Below are 16,165 nucleotides of genomic sequence, written 5' to 3'. Positions count from 1 at the left end.
CACTTCGACAGGCCCTATCGCCGGGCCGCTCCGATTCGTACTCAATCTACGCTAATGTGACAACTGGTTTTATCCAATGGGTAGAACTCCCCGTAGCGGATCCGCACCCGGTTAACGTAGAAAGGTCATATGGACGCCGTAGCATTTTCCCTTGCCAAGGCCCACGAACTCGGGATGCGACCGGCCAATGCTCGCCTGCGTGTCTGGTCCTATGTCATCGACTACGCTGTGTCGCTCGCCGCCCTACTCCCGGCCGGCATCGGGTACCTGATTTACCTTGTTACGAAGCAATACTCGGTGGTCCCGCTGGTCCTAAGTGGGACCAGCGCTTTGCTGCTGGTCGTCTACCTGATCGTCTTGCTGAGCCTAAACAGTCGCAAGGGAAGCTCCCCTGGCAAGGCCGCAATGCGACTGCGGGCCGTGCGCCTTGCCGATTTCGCAGCACCGGGCTTCCCGCGGGTTTTCGGTGCAGCCTTGGTATTCCTTGCCAGCCACCTGGTCCCGGTGTTCGGCCCGGTTTTGTTGCTGCTCTCCTGCCTGTTCGATCGCCAGCATCGTCGCGGCTGGTTGGATAAGCTGACGGGCAGCTATGTGCTCGACTTGCGCAGCGGAATCGACTCCACCAATGAGCGGGTTCTTGCCCGCGCCGAATATCTGCTCACCCGCCCCGACCGCGACAACTCCGAGCACCTGCCCAAGTTGGGTACATTGACTCACGGCGCCTCCGTCGAAGAAGCCGCTCTGCCTCCACGCCCACGCTCCAGTGCCGGGATCGTCGGGGCACGGAACAGCGACTGGCACGCGGCAGCGGGCAGCGGCACGCAGGTGGTCCGCCGGGCAGCCTTGGCCTTCGACGACGGGTCCTACGTCCCGGTCCCCGAAACCGGGCTGATCGGCCGTGCTCCGGTGGCGGAGAGCGCTGATCCCCGCACCTTGCTGATTCCATTGAAGGACCCCGAGCGCTTACTGTCCAAGACCCATCTGTCCTTTGGCAGTGATGGGGCGGACGTGTGGATCATGGACTTGGCTTCCAGCAACGGCACCCAGGTCACCCCCGCTTCGGGCCGGCCACACAACGTGCCGGCGCACACCCGAGCGCTACTGAATGACGGCGACATCGTCCAGGTCGGCAGCCGCACGTTCCGCATCACCTTCCAGGAGACCGAGAAGTGAAAATCAAGGCCACGCTCAGGCGCCACGACTCCAGCACCGTCGACGTCGTATTAACCTGCGACGCCACGGCCACCGTCGGCGACGCGGCCCGGGCGCTCGCACGGGATCAGGCCCCGGAACACCCCACGCTGCTGGCCACCGCGGCCGGAACCGCCTCGGTGCAGCTGGACCCGCAGACCCCGCTCGCCGAGGCGGAGTTAGGCTCCGGATTTACCATCGAGGTGGTTCCGACCACCGATGCCTTCGTCTCCGGCGGATCGGCCGCCGCGGTACTGCGGGTAGCCAGCGGGCCCGACGCTGGCATGGCCTACGCGCTGTCCGCCGGAACCTCAACGCTGGGGCGGTCGGAACAAGCCACCGTCTTTTTGAACGACCGTTTGGTTTCCACCAGACATGCGCGCATCGAGGTCGGCAACAGGATCGAGCTGGTGGACCTCAACTCGGCCAACGGGATCTTGGTGGACGGCGGGCTGGTGCAGCGTCTGGCGGTCATCCCCGGACAGCTGATCACCCTGGGCGCCACGGACGTCTACTTCGAGCTGCTGACCGGGCACAACACACGCGAGTCCCCGGTCTACGAGAAGGGCGGTTCGATCAACTTCAACCGTTCTCCGCGGGTCGAGATCCGCTATCCGGGCAAGGAATTGAACCACCCGGCCATCCCCCAGGAGGCCTCACCGAGGCTCTTCCCCTGGCCGATGATCTTCGCCCCACTGATCATGGGCCTGACGATCTTCGCTTTCACCCAGCGGACTCTCTCCCTGATCGTGGTGCTGGTTTCACCGCTGATGATGCTCGGCAACCTGATCGGCCAGCGCACCCAGAACAACAACAAGTTGCGCCTGGAAATTGAGACCTTCGAGCGACAGTTCGAGCAGCTCGAAGACGAGCTATTCACCGGAGAACAAGCCGAACGAGCCCACCGGCGCAGCGAAGCGCCCGCCACGGCCACCGTGTACGACCAGGCTGAGGCTCTCGGCCCGCTGCTGTGGACTCGGCGCCCGGAACACTGGAATTTCCTGTCTCTGCGTCTGGGCTCCGGGCGCGCGGCCAGCCGCAACTCGGTCACCGAGCTACACGACCGTGCCGGGCTGCAGGACTACGTGCAGCGGGTCGAGGAGCTGACGGAGAAATACCGGATGATCGACGACGTGCCGGTCATCGAGCTGCTGCCCTCGGCCGGGGCGATCGGCATCGCCGGACCCCGCGTGCAATCCGCGGACGCGCTACGGGCACTGGCCGTGCAACTCTTCGGCCTGCATGCGCCCAATGACCTGTGCACCGCCGCCATCATCGACCCCGCCTGGACCGATGACATGGAGTGGTTCAAGTGGCTGCCGCACACCACCGGCCCGCGCTCCCCGCTGGCCCAGGTGGCCCTGGCCGATACCCAGACCTCGGGCACCGTGCTGCTCAACGCCCTAGAAGAACTCATTTCCCTGCGCAGCCAGGAAGGGTCATACCGCTTGGGGCCGCTGGCTGTCCCGGCCACCTCCATGGAGCTGGGCAAGGCCGTCGGGGACCACACCGACAAGTCCTCGCGTGCCAAGGACCTTTCCCTGGTCCTGTTCGTCACCAACGATGCCCCGGTGGATCGCGCCCGGCTCTCCCAAGTCATCGAACGAGGGCCGGAGGTCGGCATCTACACCATCTTTGTCGCCCCGACGCTCGAATCACTGCCCGCCTCCTGCCGCACCTTCGTCGATGTCTCCGAGGGACTTGAACAGGCGAGAGTCGGCTGGGTGCGCGCAGGCGAGGAAGTCCGCCAGGTCGCCATGGAAGGAGTCTCCCGCGAACACGCGGAACACTTCGCTCGGCGGCTGGCCCCCGTGGTGGACTCCAGCTCGCTGATCCCGGACGCCTCGGACATCCCCGATTCCGTGTCCCTGCTGCGAATCTTGGGCACGGATTTGGCCGAGTCTCCCGCCGCGGTGCTCGAGAGGTGGCGGCAGAATAATTCGGTCATCGATCGCGCGGCAGAAGCCGGGTCGCTGCCGCGGCTGAAACGTGCCGGAACTCTGCGCGCCTTTATCGGGCAGGGCACCCCCGATGCGATGAGCTTGGACCTGCGCACCCAGGGGCCTCACGCCCTGGTTGGCGGCACCACGGGCTCAGGCAAGTCCGAGTTCCTGCAGGCCTGGGTGCTGGCGATGGCCGCCGAATACAGCCCCGACCGGGTCACCTTCCTGTTCGTGGACTACAAAGGCGGTTCGGCATTCGCCGATTGCGTGGATTTGCCCCACTGCGTCGGGCTGGTCACGGACCTGTCCCCGCACCTGGTCCGCCGCGCGCTGATGAGTCTGCGCGCCGAGCTACACCACCGCGAGAAGCTCTTCCACCGGAAGAAGGCCAAGGACCTGCTGGAGCTGGAAAAGCGGCAGGACCCACAGACGCCTCCGGCCTTGGTCCTGGTGATCGATGAGTTCGCGGCCCTGGCCGGGGATGTTCCCGAATTCGTGGAGGGCGTGGTGGACATCGCCCAGCGCGGCCGTTCGCTGGGCATCCACCTGATCCTGGCCACGCAGCGCCCAGCCGGGGTAATCAAGGACAATCTGCGCGCCAACACCAACTTGCGTGTGGCATTGCGCATGGCCGACGCCGCGGATTCCAACGATGTCGTGGAGGATCCCATCGCTGCGGGCTTCGATCCCTCCCTTCCCGGGCGCGGCATTGCCAAAACCGGCCCGGGACGGCTCATCCCCTTCCAAAGCGGGTACGCCGGCGGTTGGACCACCGACGAACCCGAACAAGCCGAGGTGCGCGTCGAAGACCTGCGCTTCGGCGGCACCCGGGTGTGGGAACAGCCCGAGTCCCAGTCTCCCAATCTCGAGGAGAACAGCGGACCGAATGATCAAAAGCTCTTGGTCACCAGCTTTATCGCTGCGGCAAACGACGCGTCAATCCCGGCACCGCGGCGCCCCTGGCTAGATGACTTGTCGACCACGATCGACCTGCGTGAACTGAACGCGGACAGTGACAGCAAGATCCCGCTGGCCCTGGCCGATATCCCCGAGCACCAAGCCCAGGAAACCGCGTTCTTCGAGCCGGACACCGACGGGCATCTACTGATCTACGGCACTTCCGGTTCCGGCAAGTCCGCTACCTTGCGCAGTATCGCCATCGCCGCCGGCGCCAATCCGGGGGCCGGTGCGGCAGCCGTGTACGCGCTGGAATTCGGTACCAGTTCTCTGCGTTCACTCTCCCCCATGCCGCACGTTGGCGCGGTGCTCGGTGGGGATGATGTGGAGCGCATCCAGCGTCTTTTCCGCACTCTGGCCACACACCTAGATGACCGTTCAGCTCGCTACGCCGCCGCGAACGCCGCTTCCTTGAGCGAATACCGCCAGGTGACCGGGGATCTGGCCGAACCGCGCATTTTCGTGCTGATCGACGGGTTCGGCCAGTTCCGCAGCGACTGGGAATTGGGCCACGGACGCAGCGAGTTCTACCAAGTGTTCATGCGGATTGTGGGTGAGGGTCGGCCGCTGGGCGTGCACGTGATCACGACCGCCGACCGCTTCGGCGCCGTACCTACCGCCATCAGCGCAAATATCACCCAGCGAGTGGTGCTGCGTATGGCGGACGAACAGGCCTACAGCGTGCTGGGCGTGCCAAAAGATGTACTCACCGAACGCAGTGCACCGGGACGAGCAGTCATCAAGGGCCACGAGGCGCAGATCGCAGTCTTGGGCGGTACCGCTAACGTGGCCGAACAGACGGCGCTGACTACTGCATGGGCCGAGGAGCTACGCGCCGCCGGCGTCCCGCATGCTGCCGGAGTCGAGGCGCTCCCGCAGTCCTTCGAGGCCTCCGAATTGCCGGACTCCGCCAATGGGCAGCCGGTGATCGGCCTGTCCGATATGACGCTGGGCCCGTGCGGATTCGAGTCGGTTGGCACGTTCCTCGTCGTCGGCCCGCCGCAAAGCGGCAAGACCAATGCCCTGCGCGCCATGGTCACGGCCCTGGCACGGGCGAATCCGGCGACCCAGTTCTTCCACCTCGGCGGGCGTCGTGCCGAGCTGCGCAGCTGGCGGACCTGGAACGGCGCTGTCTCCGGGCCCGAGGAAACGCGGCGCTTCGCCAAGGACATGCTGGAAATCGTCACGGACGAATCCATGCCGGGCAAGATCGTGTTTGTGGTGGAGAATATCAGCGAGTTTGCCGATTCGGATGCCGAACGTCCGCTGAAGGAACTGATCAAGGCCATCAATCTCAGCGACCACTTCCTGGTGGCCGACGGGGATGTTAATCAGTTCTCCTCCAGTTTCGGGCTGCTCGGCGAGCTGAAGTCCAACCGGCATGGCCTGGTGCTCAAGCCCGATGGCTACGACGGCGAATCGATCTTCAAGGTGCCTTTCCCCCGCGTCAAGCGCCATGAATTCCCGCCGGGCCGCGGCTTCATGGTCCAAAACGGCCAGCGCGCGCTGGTCCATGTTGCCTTGGTAGATCAATAGACGCTTCTGGATCCGGAGCCGGCGGCCACGCATGCGTGGCTGCCGGTCAGCGCCGCCCCTCGCAAAAGCCGAATACACGGTGGCGTGGATGGCGGCGGTGGGATGCGCCAAATGAACCGCCTGGAGCGCATGCTGCTATGTCCCCTGCTGGCTATATGGCTGCCGTGATGGGGCGTCTGTGATGAGTTAGCGGTTCAGGGTTCATCCGTTGCAGCAGGTGCGCGGCAACGCTTACGGCGATGACGGCCGGATCCTTTCCGACAATCTCGGGCAGCCCGATGGGGCAATCGATCCGGTCAATCAGTTCCGGCGCGTGGCCGCTTTGGCCAAGGTTCTTCTGAAAACGCACCCACTTGGCGCGCGATCCGATCAAGCCGATGGAGCCAAGCTCCAGATGGCGCAAGGATGCATCACACAGATGGAAGTCCTCGGCGTGATCATGGGTCATGATCAGCACGTGGGTGCCTGCTGGCAGGGAACTCAAGATCTGTTCCCCCAGCACCGCGGCCTGCGCATGAACCCGAGCCACGCTGGGTTTTAGAACAACTAGTTCGTCGAGGAATTCGGGACGGGAATCGGTCAAGTACAGGTCAAGATCGTGCCGGGAAAGTATTCGGGCCAGCTCCATTCCGACGTTTCCGACACCAAAGATCGCCACCGATTGCGGTACCGGCAAGGGCTCGAGCAAGAGACTCACTTCTCCTCCACAACATTGCCGACCATAGGTTGCGGGGGTCTTGTCATTCAGCCGCAGGGTCAAACTCTGCGGCTCCTGCTCGCCGCAGCCAATCATTTCGCGGGCCCGTCTCATGGCCGTCATCTCCAGGTTGCCGCCGCCAATGGTGCCGAAAATTTCGTCGTCGGCGATCACCATCTTTGTCCCGGCTGCACGTGGCGCGTGGCCACGCACGGCGACGATGGTAAGCATCACCGCCGGGCGCCGTTGGAGACGCAGCGCCGTTACCGCCTCAATCCATGACATGGCTATTGCCTCTTGTCCTTGGCCCCACCGTGTTCACGAACTGATTCGATGGCCCAGAACACCGATTCCGGAGTGGCCGGGGAGGCGAGCTCCACCGAGCAGCCATCGGGACCAAACGCCGCGACGGCCTGCCGGAGTGCTTCACGGACCGAAAGTGCCAACATCAGTGGTGGTTCGCCAACCGCTTTGGAACCGTACACCGCACCATCTTCATGGGCTTTGTCCAACAGTGAAACGTTGAAGATCTCGGGCATCTCGGAAAAGCTGGGAATCTTATAGGTACTCGCCGCCTGAGTTGCCACTCGTCCGCGTCCCGGACCGTCGGAGGTATCCCACCGCAGATCTTCAAGGGTCAGCCATCCGGTGCCCTGCACAAATCCGCCTTCAATTTGCCCCAGATCCACCAGCGGCGACAAAGAGTCCCCGACGTCGTGGACGATGTCGACCCGGCGAAGCGTGTAGGAGCCGTCAAAGCGGCTGACTTCGACCTCGCTGGCAGCCACCCCGTAAACGAAGTATTTGAACGGGCAGCCCGACATCTGACTCAAGTCCCAATGCAGTCCCTCGGTACGGTAGAACCCGGCGGCCGAGAGCTGGACGCGCTGGAAGTAGGCCTCTTGTACAATCTTTTCCCAGCTCAGTTCCTGGCTCTTGCCCAGTGCGCTGATCCGTCCGTTGCCGAATCGAACGTCATGGGATGAGACTCCGAGTAAGCCAGCGGCAATCGGCGCAAGCCGATTCCGGATCTGCTCGCAGGCGTCCTTCACGGCACCGCCGTTGAGATCGCTACTGGAGCTGGCGGCGGTCGCCGAGGTATTGGGCACCTTGTCCGTCCGAGTGGGAACATTGCGCACCTTTTCTATGGGCACTCCCAAGGCTGTGGCGGCGACCTGCAGCATCTTGGTGTGCAGTCCCTGCCCCATCTCGGTGCCACCATGGTTCAGCAACACCGATCCGTCCTTGTAAACCAGCACCAGGGCACCAGCTTGGTTAAAGGCGGTGAGGTTGAAGGAGATCCCGAACTTTACCGGGGTGAGGGCCAGTGCCCGTTTGGCGTATTCACTGCGCGCGTTAAATTCGCTAATTTCAGCCTCTCGTTGCGCAATCTCGGCCGATTCAAGCACCTGTTGCCAAGCCACTGCGAGTCGTTCGGGATGTCGCACCGGTTGGTAGTACGGGGTGTCTTGAGCCTGTGTGTAGAAATTGCGCCGCCTCAGCTCACGCGCATCGATTCCTAGCTGCGGTGCGACCCGCCCCAAAATGTCCTCCATCACTAGCATCCCCTGCGGCCCTCCAAAGCCACGGAATGCAGTTTGCGACGTCTTATGGCATTTGGCAACGCGTCCGAGCACACGGATATTTGGGATCCAGTAGCCGTTGTCGATATGGCACATAGCACGGGTGAGTACCGGCTCGGACAGATCAAGGCTCCAGCCACCATCCGCGGTGAGGCTGGCATCTAAAGCCAAAATCTTGCCTTCTGCGTCGAAGCCGATCCTCCACGTCGCGTAGAACCCATGACGTTTGCCGGTCATAGTCATATCCAAGGTGCGGTTCAAGCGAACCCGAACCGGACGCCCGGTGAGTACCGCGCCCAGCGCGGCCACGGCGGCGTAGCCATGCGGCTGCATTTCTTTGCCACCGAACCCGCCACCCATCCGCAACACTTGCACTGTCACTTGATGGGCCGGGATGCCGAGCACATGAGAGACAATTCCCTGGGTCTCGGTGGGGTGCTGGGTGGAGCAATGAATCATTATTTGGCCAGACTCATCAATGAGCGCGAGCGAGTTCTGTGTCTCTAGATAAAAATGCTCTTGGCCGGAGAATTCAAAGTCCCCCTCAAAAATGTGAGCCGCGTCGGCAAACGCTCCATCGAGATCTCCTTTTTCAATTTTTGGACTCATACCGTGGAAGCTCTGTGCGGCAATGGCCTCCTGGATGGTGATTAAGGATTGGCGTGGTTCATACTCCACGTTGATTGTGTTGGCTCCAGCCTTGGCGGCTTCCAGGTCTTCACCGAGCACCCAGGCCACCGGTTGGCCGTAGAACATCACCTCATCGGTGGGAAGCATGGGCTCATCGTGTTTGGCGCCTTGGTCATTAACACCCGGAATATCTGCGGCCGTAATGACACGCACGACCCCCGGGATGGCACTGGCCCCGGTGGTGTCGAGGTTGAGTATTTTCGCGTGCGCGTGCGTGGACTGTACCGGGTAGGCGTGGAGCACCCCAGTGAATCTTTGATCCAGATCATCGGTGTAGAGCGCGGTGCCGGTGACATGTTCGGTCGCTGACTCGTGTCGCTGACTCTGACCAACAATGGCCGAGGCAGGGCGATGAGATAGGTGACTCATGAGCTCCGCTCCCCGTTGGCTTTGGCGGAATGCAGCAACTGTTCGGCGAAAAAACGTTCGAGCGATGACTTCAGCATGGCTTTTCGGTAGCTTGAGCTGGCGCGAAGGTCATCCATCGGAGTCCCCTCCAGCGCCATCACTTCGGCGGCAGCATTGATGGTGTCCAAACACCATTCTTGGCCCTCCAAGGCAGCTTCAGTTGCCATAGCCCTTAACGGGGTGGCTGCCACTCCCCCCAAGCCAATGCGCGCCTTGGTGATGTGATTGTTTTCGATGGTCACCGCATAGCCGATGGCCACACTGGAGATATCGTCAAAGCGTCGTTTGGAAATCTTCTGGAAACTGGTTAGTGGTGCCAGCGGCAGTGGGATGCGAACTGCGGTGATCAGTTCCCCAGCGGCGCGCACGGTCTGCCGATAACCGGTGAAGTACTGCGCTAGCGGCACAATGCGATTCCCCGCGGCGCTGCCCAACACGAGCTCTGCCTCCAGCGCTAGCAGCGCCGGAGGGGTATCTCCAATAGGCGAAGCGGTACCCAAATTGCCACCAATGGTGGCTCCATTTCGGATCAATCTGGAGGCGAACTGCGGGAAGAGTTTGCCCAATAGAGGGATCTTTCCGGCCAAAAGACGTTCGATCTCACTGAGCGTGCACGTTGCTCCGAGCTCGATATAATCTGCGGTGAAGTGAATCTGGCGCAAGTCGGTAAGCCTGTCGATGGCCAGTATCGATCGGGCACGTGCGCCCTTGATATTTACTTCAACGCCCCAGTCGGTGCCCCCGGCCACGAGCAGAGTTTCGGGTTCTGCGGCCAGAATACTGAGCGCCTCGTCCAAGCTGGCGGGACGCCTGAAGCGGCCAATCGTTCCGGTGGGCGTGTCAGCACGCTTGATATCGGTGGACACCGCCGCCGGTGCAGCTAGTTCACGCCGGGCAGCCAGCACGTCCTGTGCATCCGGTGCGCCCAAAGCATAAGCCGCATCACGGATGGGCCGATACCCGGTGCAGCGGCACAAGTTCCCGGAAAGTGAGTGCAGATCGAATCCATTGGGACCCCACCGGTGCGCCTCGCCGTGATCCGCGCTGTCTGCGGTGTTGGAGTTTCGCTCCGGGCGGTAGTATTCCGCGGCCATGGAGCAGACGAATCCGGGGGTGCAATAACCGCACTGGGATCCACCGCGATTGGCCATTTCTTCCTGCACCGGATGCAGGTTTTCCACGCTACCGAGGCCTTCTGAAGTGATCACTTCCTGGCCATCGAGCGACGCGGCGGGCATCAGGCAGGCGTTCAACGCCGTCCAGCGGGTCCCCTGCCCGTCGCTGCGAGCCACGAGGATCGAGCAGGCGCCGCATTCACCCTCGGCGCATCCCTCCTTGCAACCGATAAGCCCTTCGCCACGCAGGAAATCTAGCGCGTTGGTATGCGGTGGGCCATCGAATTCATGGACGGTTCCGTTGACGGTTATTCGACAGCTCGATCTTTCCGTTGTCTCGGCGGTCATGCCGCTGACACCTCCTGCGACTGAGGGCTCGGGCTCAATGTGAACGATTCGGATGGTGGCCTAGTTTCCGTCGGGGTACATCCCGTGGAAACGCTCGGTGAACAACGCGCGGAGGGCGATGCTTCCGAGTGCGGCAGCGATTAATCTCCGTGCGCGATCTGTCCCTTAGACCAGGCGACACATCCAGCCATGATTAGCCTCCAGATGTCGGTTCACGGAAATTCAAGCCCATTCATCCCAAGTGAAGTGCATCACAGCAAGTAATGTCAACTTTTGATCGTGATCAGGTCAAGCACGTAGCGCGGTGATCGATCCGCGGGCAAACTACACCAAGAACCCGGCCGCACAAGGCAGGGAACGGACAACAGTCAGCTATCCAGCGCACCAAGCCCGTGTAACAACTTTGCCTTCTTGGGTACCTGCATTCGTACATCACGACGGCAGGGGCTACGGCCTGAACGTCCTTCAAAGCCGGCTGACCCCTGCTCGACTTAGGCGGTGAGTGCCTCGGGGAAGATCTGTCCGATGGGCGACTTCTTTTCGGCTTGGAACTCATCCTCGGCGCGACCGTAGGCCCAGTAAGCGGATAGCGACATGGCCTTGCGGTCTACTCCGCGCTCGCCGTTGAGGTAAGCCCGAAGCGATTTCATGGTTTCACGCTCACCATGGGCAAAGACTTGGACGGTCCCTTCGTGCCATTCGGCGTTGCGCACCGTTTCCTCGAGCTTGGTGCTTTCCGGGGTGTAATAGCCGCCGCGGTGCAGCCAATGCAAGGTAACGCCGTTCGGCACATCCAGGTGGACTTCGTCCTCGGGTCCGGAGACCTCAAGATAGATGTCCCCGATCATCTCCGGGGTCATATCCTCGACGGCTGCGGAAATCGCTGGAAGGGCCGTCTCGTCGCCAATGAGCAGGTGACGGTCGAATGCTGGGTCGGGTGCGTAGAGACCGCCGGGGCTGGTGAAGCAGATCTGATCGCCAAGCTTGGCATTCTGCGCCCATGGACCCGCAAGTCCCTGATCGCCGTGGATGACAAAGTCGATCTGCACCGTCTGCGCTTCAAGATCCACACGGCGCAGGGTGTAGGTGCGGCGGACCGGGAAGTCTTCCGGTGCCAACTGCTCACGCAAGGCATCGAGGTCATACGGGGGCACCAGACCAAGTGCTGGCTTGGCGAAGAGGATCTTTACGTAACGGTCCGAGACGACTTTGTCCTGGAAATTCGTGAAACCCGGCCCGCCGAAAGTCAGTCGCACCATGTGCTCGGACAACTGCTCGCTGGCCAAAACCTCGAGAACTACCTGGGGCCGAACCGGACGTGTCGAACGTTGCGTACTCACTAATGACCGCTTTCTTGGATTAGGGAAGGTAAACCTACTCTAATCGACTGACCATCGACCAAGCCAATACCGAGGTCATGCACCCGACCCACACCACCGTCATTCAGCTGATCGAGGCGATTCAAGCATGCCGCTAGTCAAGCACTCGATCCTGCCAGCTGCGCAGTCTCCAGCTCGCCCCCGGTGCGCTTTCAAGGGTTACTACTCCGGTGTTTGCCAGCGGAATCGGAGAAAGCAGTCCGAAGTCGAAGTTGGCGCTCCGCGCCGAAAGCCAGGTCATCAGCATGGCAGCATGGCTGACCACCACCAGCTTCCCGGTGCCGGCCGCCTTGGCCTGCTCAATGACCGCGTCGAAGCGATCCAGGGCGTTGCGAGCGTCCTCGCCGCCGGGCACCTTTGCCGCCAGGTCCCCCGATAACCAGCGGAAGAAGACCTCGCGATAGGCCAATTGAGCATCACGGTCATTGCGCATTTCCAGTTCGCCAGCGGAGATTTCCGTCAGACCCGCGTGCTCGGCCACCATCAGCCCGCGCGCCGCAGCCAAAGGCGCAGCCGTCATCTTCGCGCGCAACAAACTAGAGGAATACACCGCATCAATCTCACCAAGCTCGGTTTCCAAGCGTGCCACCAGACGCTGGGCTTGGGCCAGCCCCGTCTCATCCAACGGTGCTCCCGGCGCAGAAGTATCCAAGGCTTGAGCCACGTTCGAGGCCGTCTGCCCGTGACGAATCAAGATGAGTTTCATTTCATCACTCTAAAGTGTCGGAGAGCTTTTGGTATGCTAAAACCAGCTTCACGAGATGCACGCCAGATTTTGGGCTCCGACCCGGCGTACACACCAACCCCATGCTTCACGGGTGGTTCGGATGACGAAGCGGTCCTGGCAGCAGCCGCTGCCTTGGGGACAAGAGCACACGAAAGGCGCCAGCACTTGCGCACTCACGGAATCCACTCCGACTCCTGCACCTCTTTTCACCCGGGCCACCGCGGTAATCCGCGCGCGGTCCGTAGCCTCATGGCACGCCCCACATTGTGGGCGCCGGCAGATATTGAGGTTGTTATGACTTTGACTCAGGGATTGATCCTGCACATCTTTGCGGGCGGGACTCAGCACCAGGTTTTCAGCCACGACATTGCCGCCATCAACCAGTTGCTGCGGATTGCCCCGTTCCGCACACCAGGGGTCTCACTCGGGCGGGTTAACTTCCATAATGGCGCCATCGCGTTGCCGGCCGATCCGCGGCACAGCGCCGGGCTTCGCTACTTTTCCTTCAGCACCGAACCGCTGACGGCCTGCATTTTCGACAGAGATCCGGAGCTCGCCCGGGACTTCGAATCGTTGACCGCAGACTTGCAGCTGTCCTAGAAAATCGGATCGGCAGAAAAACGCGCCAGCGCGTCCTTATTCTCGGGGCTCAACCGGAGCAGCCGCTTCTCATCCACGGAAAAGAACGCCAGCGTTGTGGTGGCGCGGACGCACACCCCGCCGTCCACGGGGTCATGGAATTCATAACAGATGTCAAAGCTGGCGCCCTTGATGGTGCTGATCCACAAATCTACGTGCGCCGGCACATTGCGGTAATCAAGAGGCTTGAGGTAGCGAACGCGGTGTTCCACCACCAAGATTTGGGTGTTCTCCGGGACGCTGGAAAACAAATCCGTTTGGGGTGCCATACCCGGCTTGCCGGTGCCTCCGGGTACACCAAACCCGGCGATACGCGCCTCTTCCATCATGCGGACCAGATTCACGTTGTTGATATGCCCGTACGCATCCATGTCACCCCAGCGCATGGGGACCTCAACGCGCAGACTCTTCCGATTCACGCAGCATTTCCCGGAGTGTCGATGGGGCCCATGATGCCCAACGCTTCAAGTCGCGCAGCAATACGTGAGCCGTCCGGCTCATAAACCCAGGGAACCCCGGGAGTCGAGTTGAGAATTCCTTGGCTACGTCCACCGGCCAGCACCGCCTCGGAGGGGCTCAACTGCCGAATCACGATGGCAGCGACGTGCTCCGGATAACGCCTGGCAAACTCCGCGTAGAGATATGGATCGTGTTGGCCATCGTCGCCAATCAGGAGCCACTTCAGCTTCGGGAATTCGGAGGCCAAACGGCGCAGTTGATCCGCCTTGTGTTGCATACCCGAACGGAACCAGCCGCGCTCGGTCGGTCCCCAATCGGTCAGCAGTAGCGGACCCTGCGGGTACAGGTTCCGCGAAAGGAAGCGGGTGAGCGTCTGTGCCACGTTCCAGGCACCGGTGGAAAGGTAGAAGGTGGGGGCGCCGTCCTTGTCATGGATCAGCCGGTCCATCATCACCGGCATCCCGGGGGTGGCCAGCCGGGCATGCTCGGAGAGTACAAATGAATTCCAGGCGGCCAGCAGCGGCCTGGGCAACGCGGTGACCACGACCGTGTCATCCACATCGGAGAGCACGGCGAATTCTTGGGCAGCATCAACCATCAAGACCGGGGCACTGACCGCCGAGCGTCCCTCAGCCAAAAGCGTAACGGTGTTCCACCCCGGAGAAAGCGTTGCCGCTACTCGGACATCAAGTACTCCCCCGCGGTCGGCCTGCACCTCGAAGCGCTCGCCGTTGATCTGCACTTCAACCCGGCCGTTAGGAACGATCGGTGAGGTAAAGTTGCGCCAGCCTCGCACGCCGTCGGCAATCGCTTTGGCCCGATGCGGGCCATCCTCGAAGGCGCCCGGCTTGGCCAAAACCACCCGGGCCAAGATCCGCACCCATCCGCCGTCGGTGGCGGAAAGGCCGTATCCGGTATAGGGCAGCACGGTGGCGACCCATCCGCGTTGACGTGCCCGCGCTGCCCGCAACTCGTGGGCGCGGTCCTCGAAACGTGCGGCGATGTGCCGGGCACGCTCAACTCCTGAATCCTTGACCATGATGCCCAGTCTTTCACGATGCGCGGGCAGGCGGTGGATCGGAAGGATGACTCGCCGGGGCGTATTGAGATGCATCCGCCCCACCTCTAGTATTTTTCTACAATGCGTAGAATACTGTTCACATGATGTTTGACCATGATGCAGATAAGCCCGTCCTGGATTTAACCCCCGAACAGTCGTGGAATCTGCTGGAGCACACCAGCCACGGACGGCTTGCCACGGCAGTGGGTGGCGCGGTCGATATCTTCCCGTTGAATTTCGGTGTTTCCGAACGGACCATCTACATTCGCACAGCCCCGGGCGAAAAGCTCGCGGCGTTGACGGTGCACGATACGGTGGCTTTCGAAGCCGACGGCATACTTTCGGACGAAGCCTGGTCGGTGGTTGTCCATGGCACCGCGCGCCAACTTCAAACCGAAGCCGAAATTGAGATCGCGCGGGCCACCGGAGTGTCCCCCTGGACGCCTACGCAGAAGGAGAGCTGGGTAAAGATCGAGGCCACCAACATCTCCGGGCGGCACTTCATTTTCGGCGCACAGCCCGAAAGCTTCTGAGCGCCGCTTTCTTATTTGTAGTCGTAGAACCCTGCGCCCGATTTGCGTCCCAGCTTGCCCTCGGCAACCAAAGCAGCAACACGCTGGTTGGGGGCATCGGTGTCCGCTCCAGTCTCCGCATGGGTGGCCTGAGCAATGAAGTCGATGACATCGAGGCCCACCATGTCCATCAACGCAAAGGGTCCCATCGGGTGACCCAACGCGGTGCGGGCAGTCGTGTCGATGTCTTCGATGCTAGCGATCCCCGAATCGGCCAAGAAAAGCGCCTCACGCTGGATGGCACCCACTAGTCGGTTGGCAATAAATCCGGGAATCTCGCGGTTGATCAGCACCGGTTCCTTGCCCAGTCGCCGTGCCAATTCCATGGTGGTGGCCACCGTCTCATCACTCGTTTCCTCGTGGCGCACCACCTCCACACACTTCATCACCAGGGCGGGGTTGAAGAAGTGCATATTGCAGACCTGCGTGGGCCGGCCGGTGGCCGCAGCCACCTTAGATGAGCCCAGCGTCGAAGAATTGGTGGCCAGAATGGCGTGAGCGGGAGCTAGGACGCCGAGCTTCTCGAAGATCGCCGTTTTGATGTCAAGGCGCTCGGTGGCTGCCTCGATCACGAAGTCCGCGTTGGCCGCGGCGGAGTCCAAGTCGGTGCTGTAGGACAGAGCATCCAGGGCGGCGGTGGCGGCGCCTTGTTCCAGCTTGCCCTTAGCGACCCGGGAAGCGGCCCAGCCCTCAAGTTCGGTACGCGCCGCGGTCAGGCCCTCTTGGGAAATGTCCTGAATGATCGTGCTGAACCCGGCCAAGGCGGCACTCATGGCGATCTGCCGTCCCATGGTCCCGGCACCAATGACCAGGATGGTGGAAATGTTCTCGATGCTGTTTTCTACGCTCATTCTTGGCTCC

The 16,165-nt window shown here is 61.9% G+C and carries 12 protein-coding genes and 1 riboswitch; of the genes, 4 read left to right on the top strand and 8 right to left on the bottom strand.

Annotated features, from left to right (window positions below; all coding sequences use genetic code 11):
• Positions 1-129 precede the first annotated feature (129 nt).
• Both HED64_RS13425 and HED64_RS13420 read left to right on the top strand, forming a co-directional pair.
• The gene (locus tag HED64_RS13425) at positions 130-1,173 is read left to right on the top strand and encodes an RDD family protein (RefSeq protein WP_168152533.1); all 1,044 of its coding nucleotides are present in this window, start codon (positions 130-132) and stop codon (positions 1,171-1,173) included.
• A complete protein-coding gene (locus HED64_RS13420) occupies positions 1,170-5,627 on the top strand; it encodes an FtsK/SpoIIIE domain-containing protein (protein ID WP_168152532.1) in 4,458 nt (1,485 codons plus the stop codon). Before HED64_RS13425 ends, HED64_RS13420 begins: the two co-directional genes overlap by 4 nt.
• Before the next feature lie 151 nt (positions 5,628-5,778).
• Here HED64_RS13420 and xdhC read toward each other — a convergent pair whose 3' ends face one another.
• The 5 genes from xdhC to HED64_RS13395 all read right to left on the bottom strand — a co-directional run bounded on the left by xdhC (position 5,779) and on the right by HED64_RS13395 (position 12,553).
• The gene (gene xdhC / locus HED64_RS13415; RefSeq protein WP_168152531.1) at positions 5,779-6,609 is read right to left on the bottom strand and encodes a xanthine dehydrogenase accessory protein XdhC; all 831 of its coding nucleotides are present in this window, start codon (positions 6,607-6,609) and stop codon (positions 5,779-5,781) included.
• A 2-nt stretch (positions 6,610-6,611) separates the two neighbouring features.
• Positions 6,612-8,966, bottom strand: a complete 2,355-nt coding sequence (gene xdhB / locus HED64_RS13410) for a xanthine dehydrogenase molybdopterin binding subunit (RefSeq protein ID WP_168152530.1) — start codon at positions 8,964-8,966, stop codon at positions 6,612-6,614.
• Entirely contained in the window at positions 8,963-10,468 is a 1,506-nt protein-coding gene (locus HED64_RS13405; RefSeq protein WP_168152529.1) for a xanthine dehydrogenase small subunit, read from the bottom strand. Before HED64_RS13405 ends, xdhB begins: the two co-directional genes overlap by 4 nt.
• A gap of 491 nt (positions 10,469-10,959) precedes the next feature.
• Entirely contained in the window at positions 10,960-11,808 is an 849-nt protein-coding gene (locus HED64_RS13400; protein ID WP_168152528.1) for an SIP domain-containing protein, read from the bottom strand.
• A gap of 133 nt (positions 11,809-11,941) precedes the next feature.
• The gene (locus HED64_RS13395) at positions 11,942-12,553 is read right to left on the bottom strand and encodes a histidine phosphatase family protein (protein ID WP_168152527.1); all 612 of its coding nucleotides are present in this window, start codon (positions 12,551-12,553) and stop codon (positions 11,942-11,944) included.
• Positions 12,554-12,599: 46 nt separating this feature from the next.
• A riboswitch (SAM riboswitch) is annotated at positions 12,600-12,725 on the top strand.
• Between the two features lie 143 nt (positions 12,726-12,868).
• Between HED64_RS13395 and HED64_RS13390 the strand changes: the two genes are divergently transcribed.
• The gene (locus HED64_RS13390; RefSeq protein ID WP_168152526.1) at positions 12,869-13,174 is read left to right on the top strand and encodes a hypothetical protein; all 306 of its coding nucleotides are present in this window, start codon (positions 12,869-12,871) and stop codon (positions 13,172-13,174) included.
• Here the strand turns inward: HED64_RS13390 and HED64_RS13385 are convergent.
• Entirely contained in the window at positions 13,171-13,632 is a 462-nt protein-coding gene (locus tag HED64_RS13385; RefSeq protein WP_168152525.1) for an acyl-CoA thioesterase, read from the bottom strand. The genes HED64_RS13390 and HED64_RS13385 overlap by 4 nt on opposite strands.
• Positions 13,629-14,786, bottom strand: a complete 1,158-nt coding sequence (locus HED64_RS13380) for an App1 family protein phosphatidate phosphatase (protein WP_245325983.1) — start codon at positions 14,784-14,786, stop codon at positions 13,629-13,631. Before HED64_RS13380 ends, HED64_RS13385 begins: the two co-directional genes overlap by 4 nt.
• Positions 14,787-14,833: 47 nt before the next feature.
• Between HED64_RS13380 and HED64_RS13375 the strand changes: the two genes are divergently transcribed.
• Positions 14,834-15,265, top strand: coding sequence for a pyridoxamine 5'-phosphate oxidase family protein (locus tag HED64_RS13375; RefSeq protein ID WP_168152524.1), 432 nt, complete (start codon positions 14,834-14,836; stop codon positions 15,263-15,265).
• 11 nt (positions 15,266-15,276) lie between these two features.
• On the opposite strand, the gene HED64_RS13370 is transcribed toward HED64_RS13375, so the two are convergent.
• A complete protein-coding gene (locus HED64_RS13370; protein WP_168152523.1) occupies positions 15,277-16,155 on the bottom strand; it encodes a 3-hydroxyacyl-CoA dehydrogenase family protein in 879 nt (292 codons plus the stop codon).
• Positions 16,156-16,165: the final 10 nt, after the last annotated feature.

Source organism: Paeniglutamicibacter terrestris (genome assembly GCF_012271785.1).
Lineage (GTDB): Bacteria > Actinomycetota > Actinomycetes > Actinomycetales > Micrococcaceae > Paeniglutamicibacter > Paeniglutamicibacter terrestris.
This window is presented reverse-complemented; position numbering and strand designations above follow the sequence as displayed.

What these genes read in the sequence shown, in the direction of transcription:
- HED64_RS13425 (WP_168152533.1), top strand. Translation starts at nt 130, where the DNA reads ATGGACGCCGTAGCATTTTCCCTTGCCAAGGCCCACGAACTCGGGATG.
- xdhC (WP_168152531.1), bottom strand. Translation starts at nt 6,609, where the DNA reads ATGTCATGGATTGAGGCGGTAACGGCGCTGCGTCTCCAACGGCGCCCG.
- xdhB (WP_168152530.1), bottom strand. Translation starts at nt 8,966, where the DNA reads ATGAGTCACCTATCTCATCGCCCTGCCTCGGCCATTGTTGGTCAGAGT.
- HED64_RS13405 (WP_168152529.1), bottom strand. Translation starts at nt 10,468, where the DNA reads ATGACCGCCGAGACAACGGAAAGATCGAGCTGTCGAATAACCGTCAAC.
- HED64_RS13395 (WP_168152527.1), bottom strand. Translation starts at nt 12,553, where the DNA reads ATGAAACTCATCTTGATTCGTCACGGGCAGACGGCCTCGAACGTGGCT.
- HED64_RS13390 (WP_168152526.1), top strand. Translation starts at nt 12,869, where the DNA reads ATGACTTTGACTCAGGGATTGATCCTGCACATCTTTGCGGGCGGGACT.
- HED64_RS13380 (WP_245325983.1), bottom strand. Translation starts at nt 14,786, where the DNA reads ATGCATCTCAATACGCCCCGGCGAGTCATCCTTCCGATCCACCGCCTG.
- HED64_RS13375 (WP_168152524.1), top strand. Translation starts at nt 14,834, where the DNA reads ATGATGTTTGACCATGATGCAGATAAGCCCGTCCTGGATTTAACCCCC.
- HED64_RS13370 (WP_168152523.1), bottom strand. Translation starts at nt 16,155, where the DNA reads ATGAGCGTAGAAAACAGCATCGAGAACATTTCCACCATCCTGGTCATT.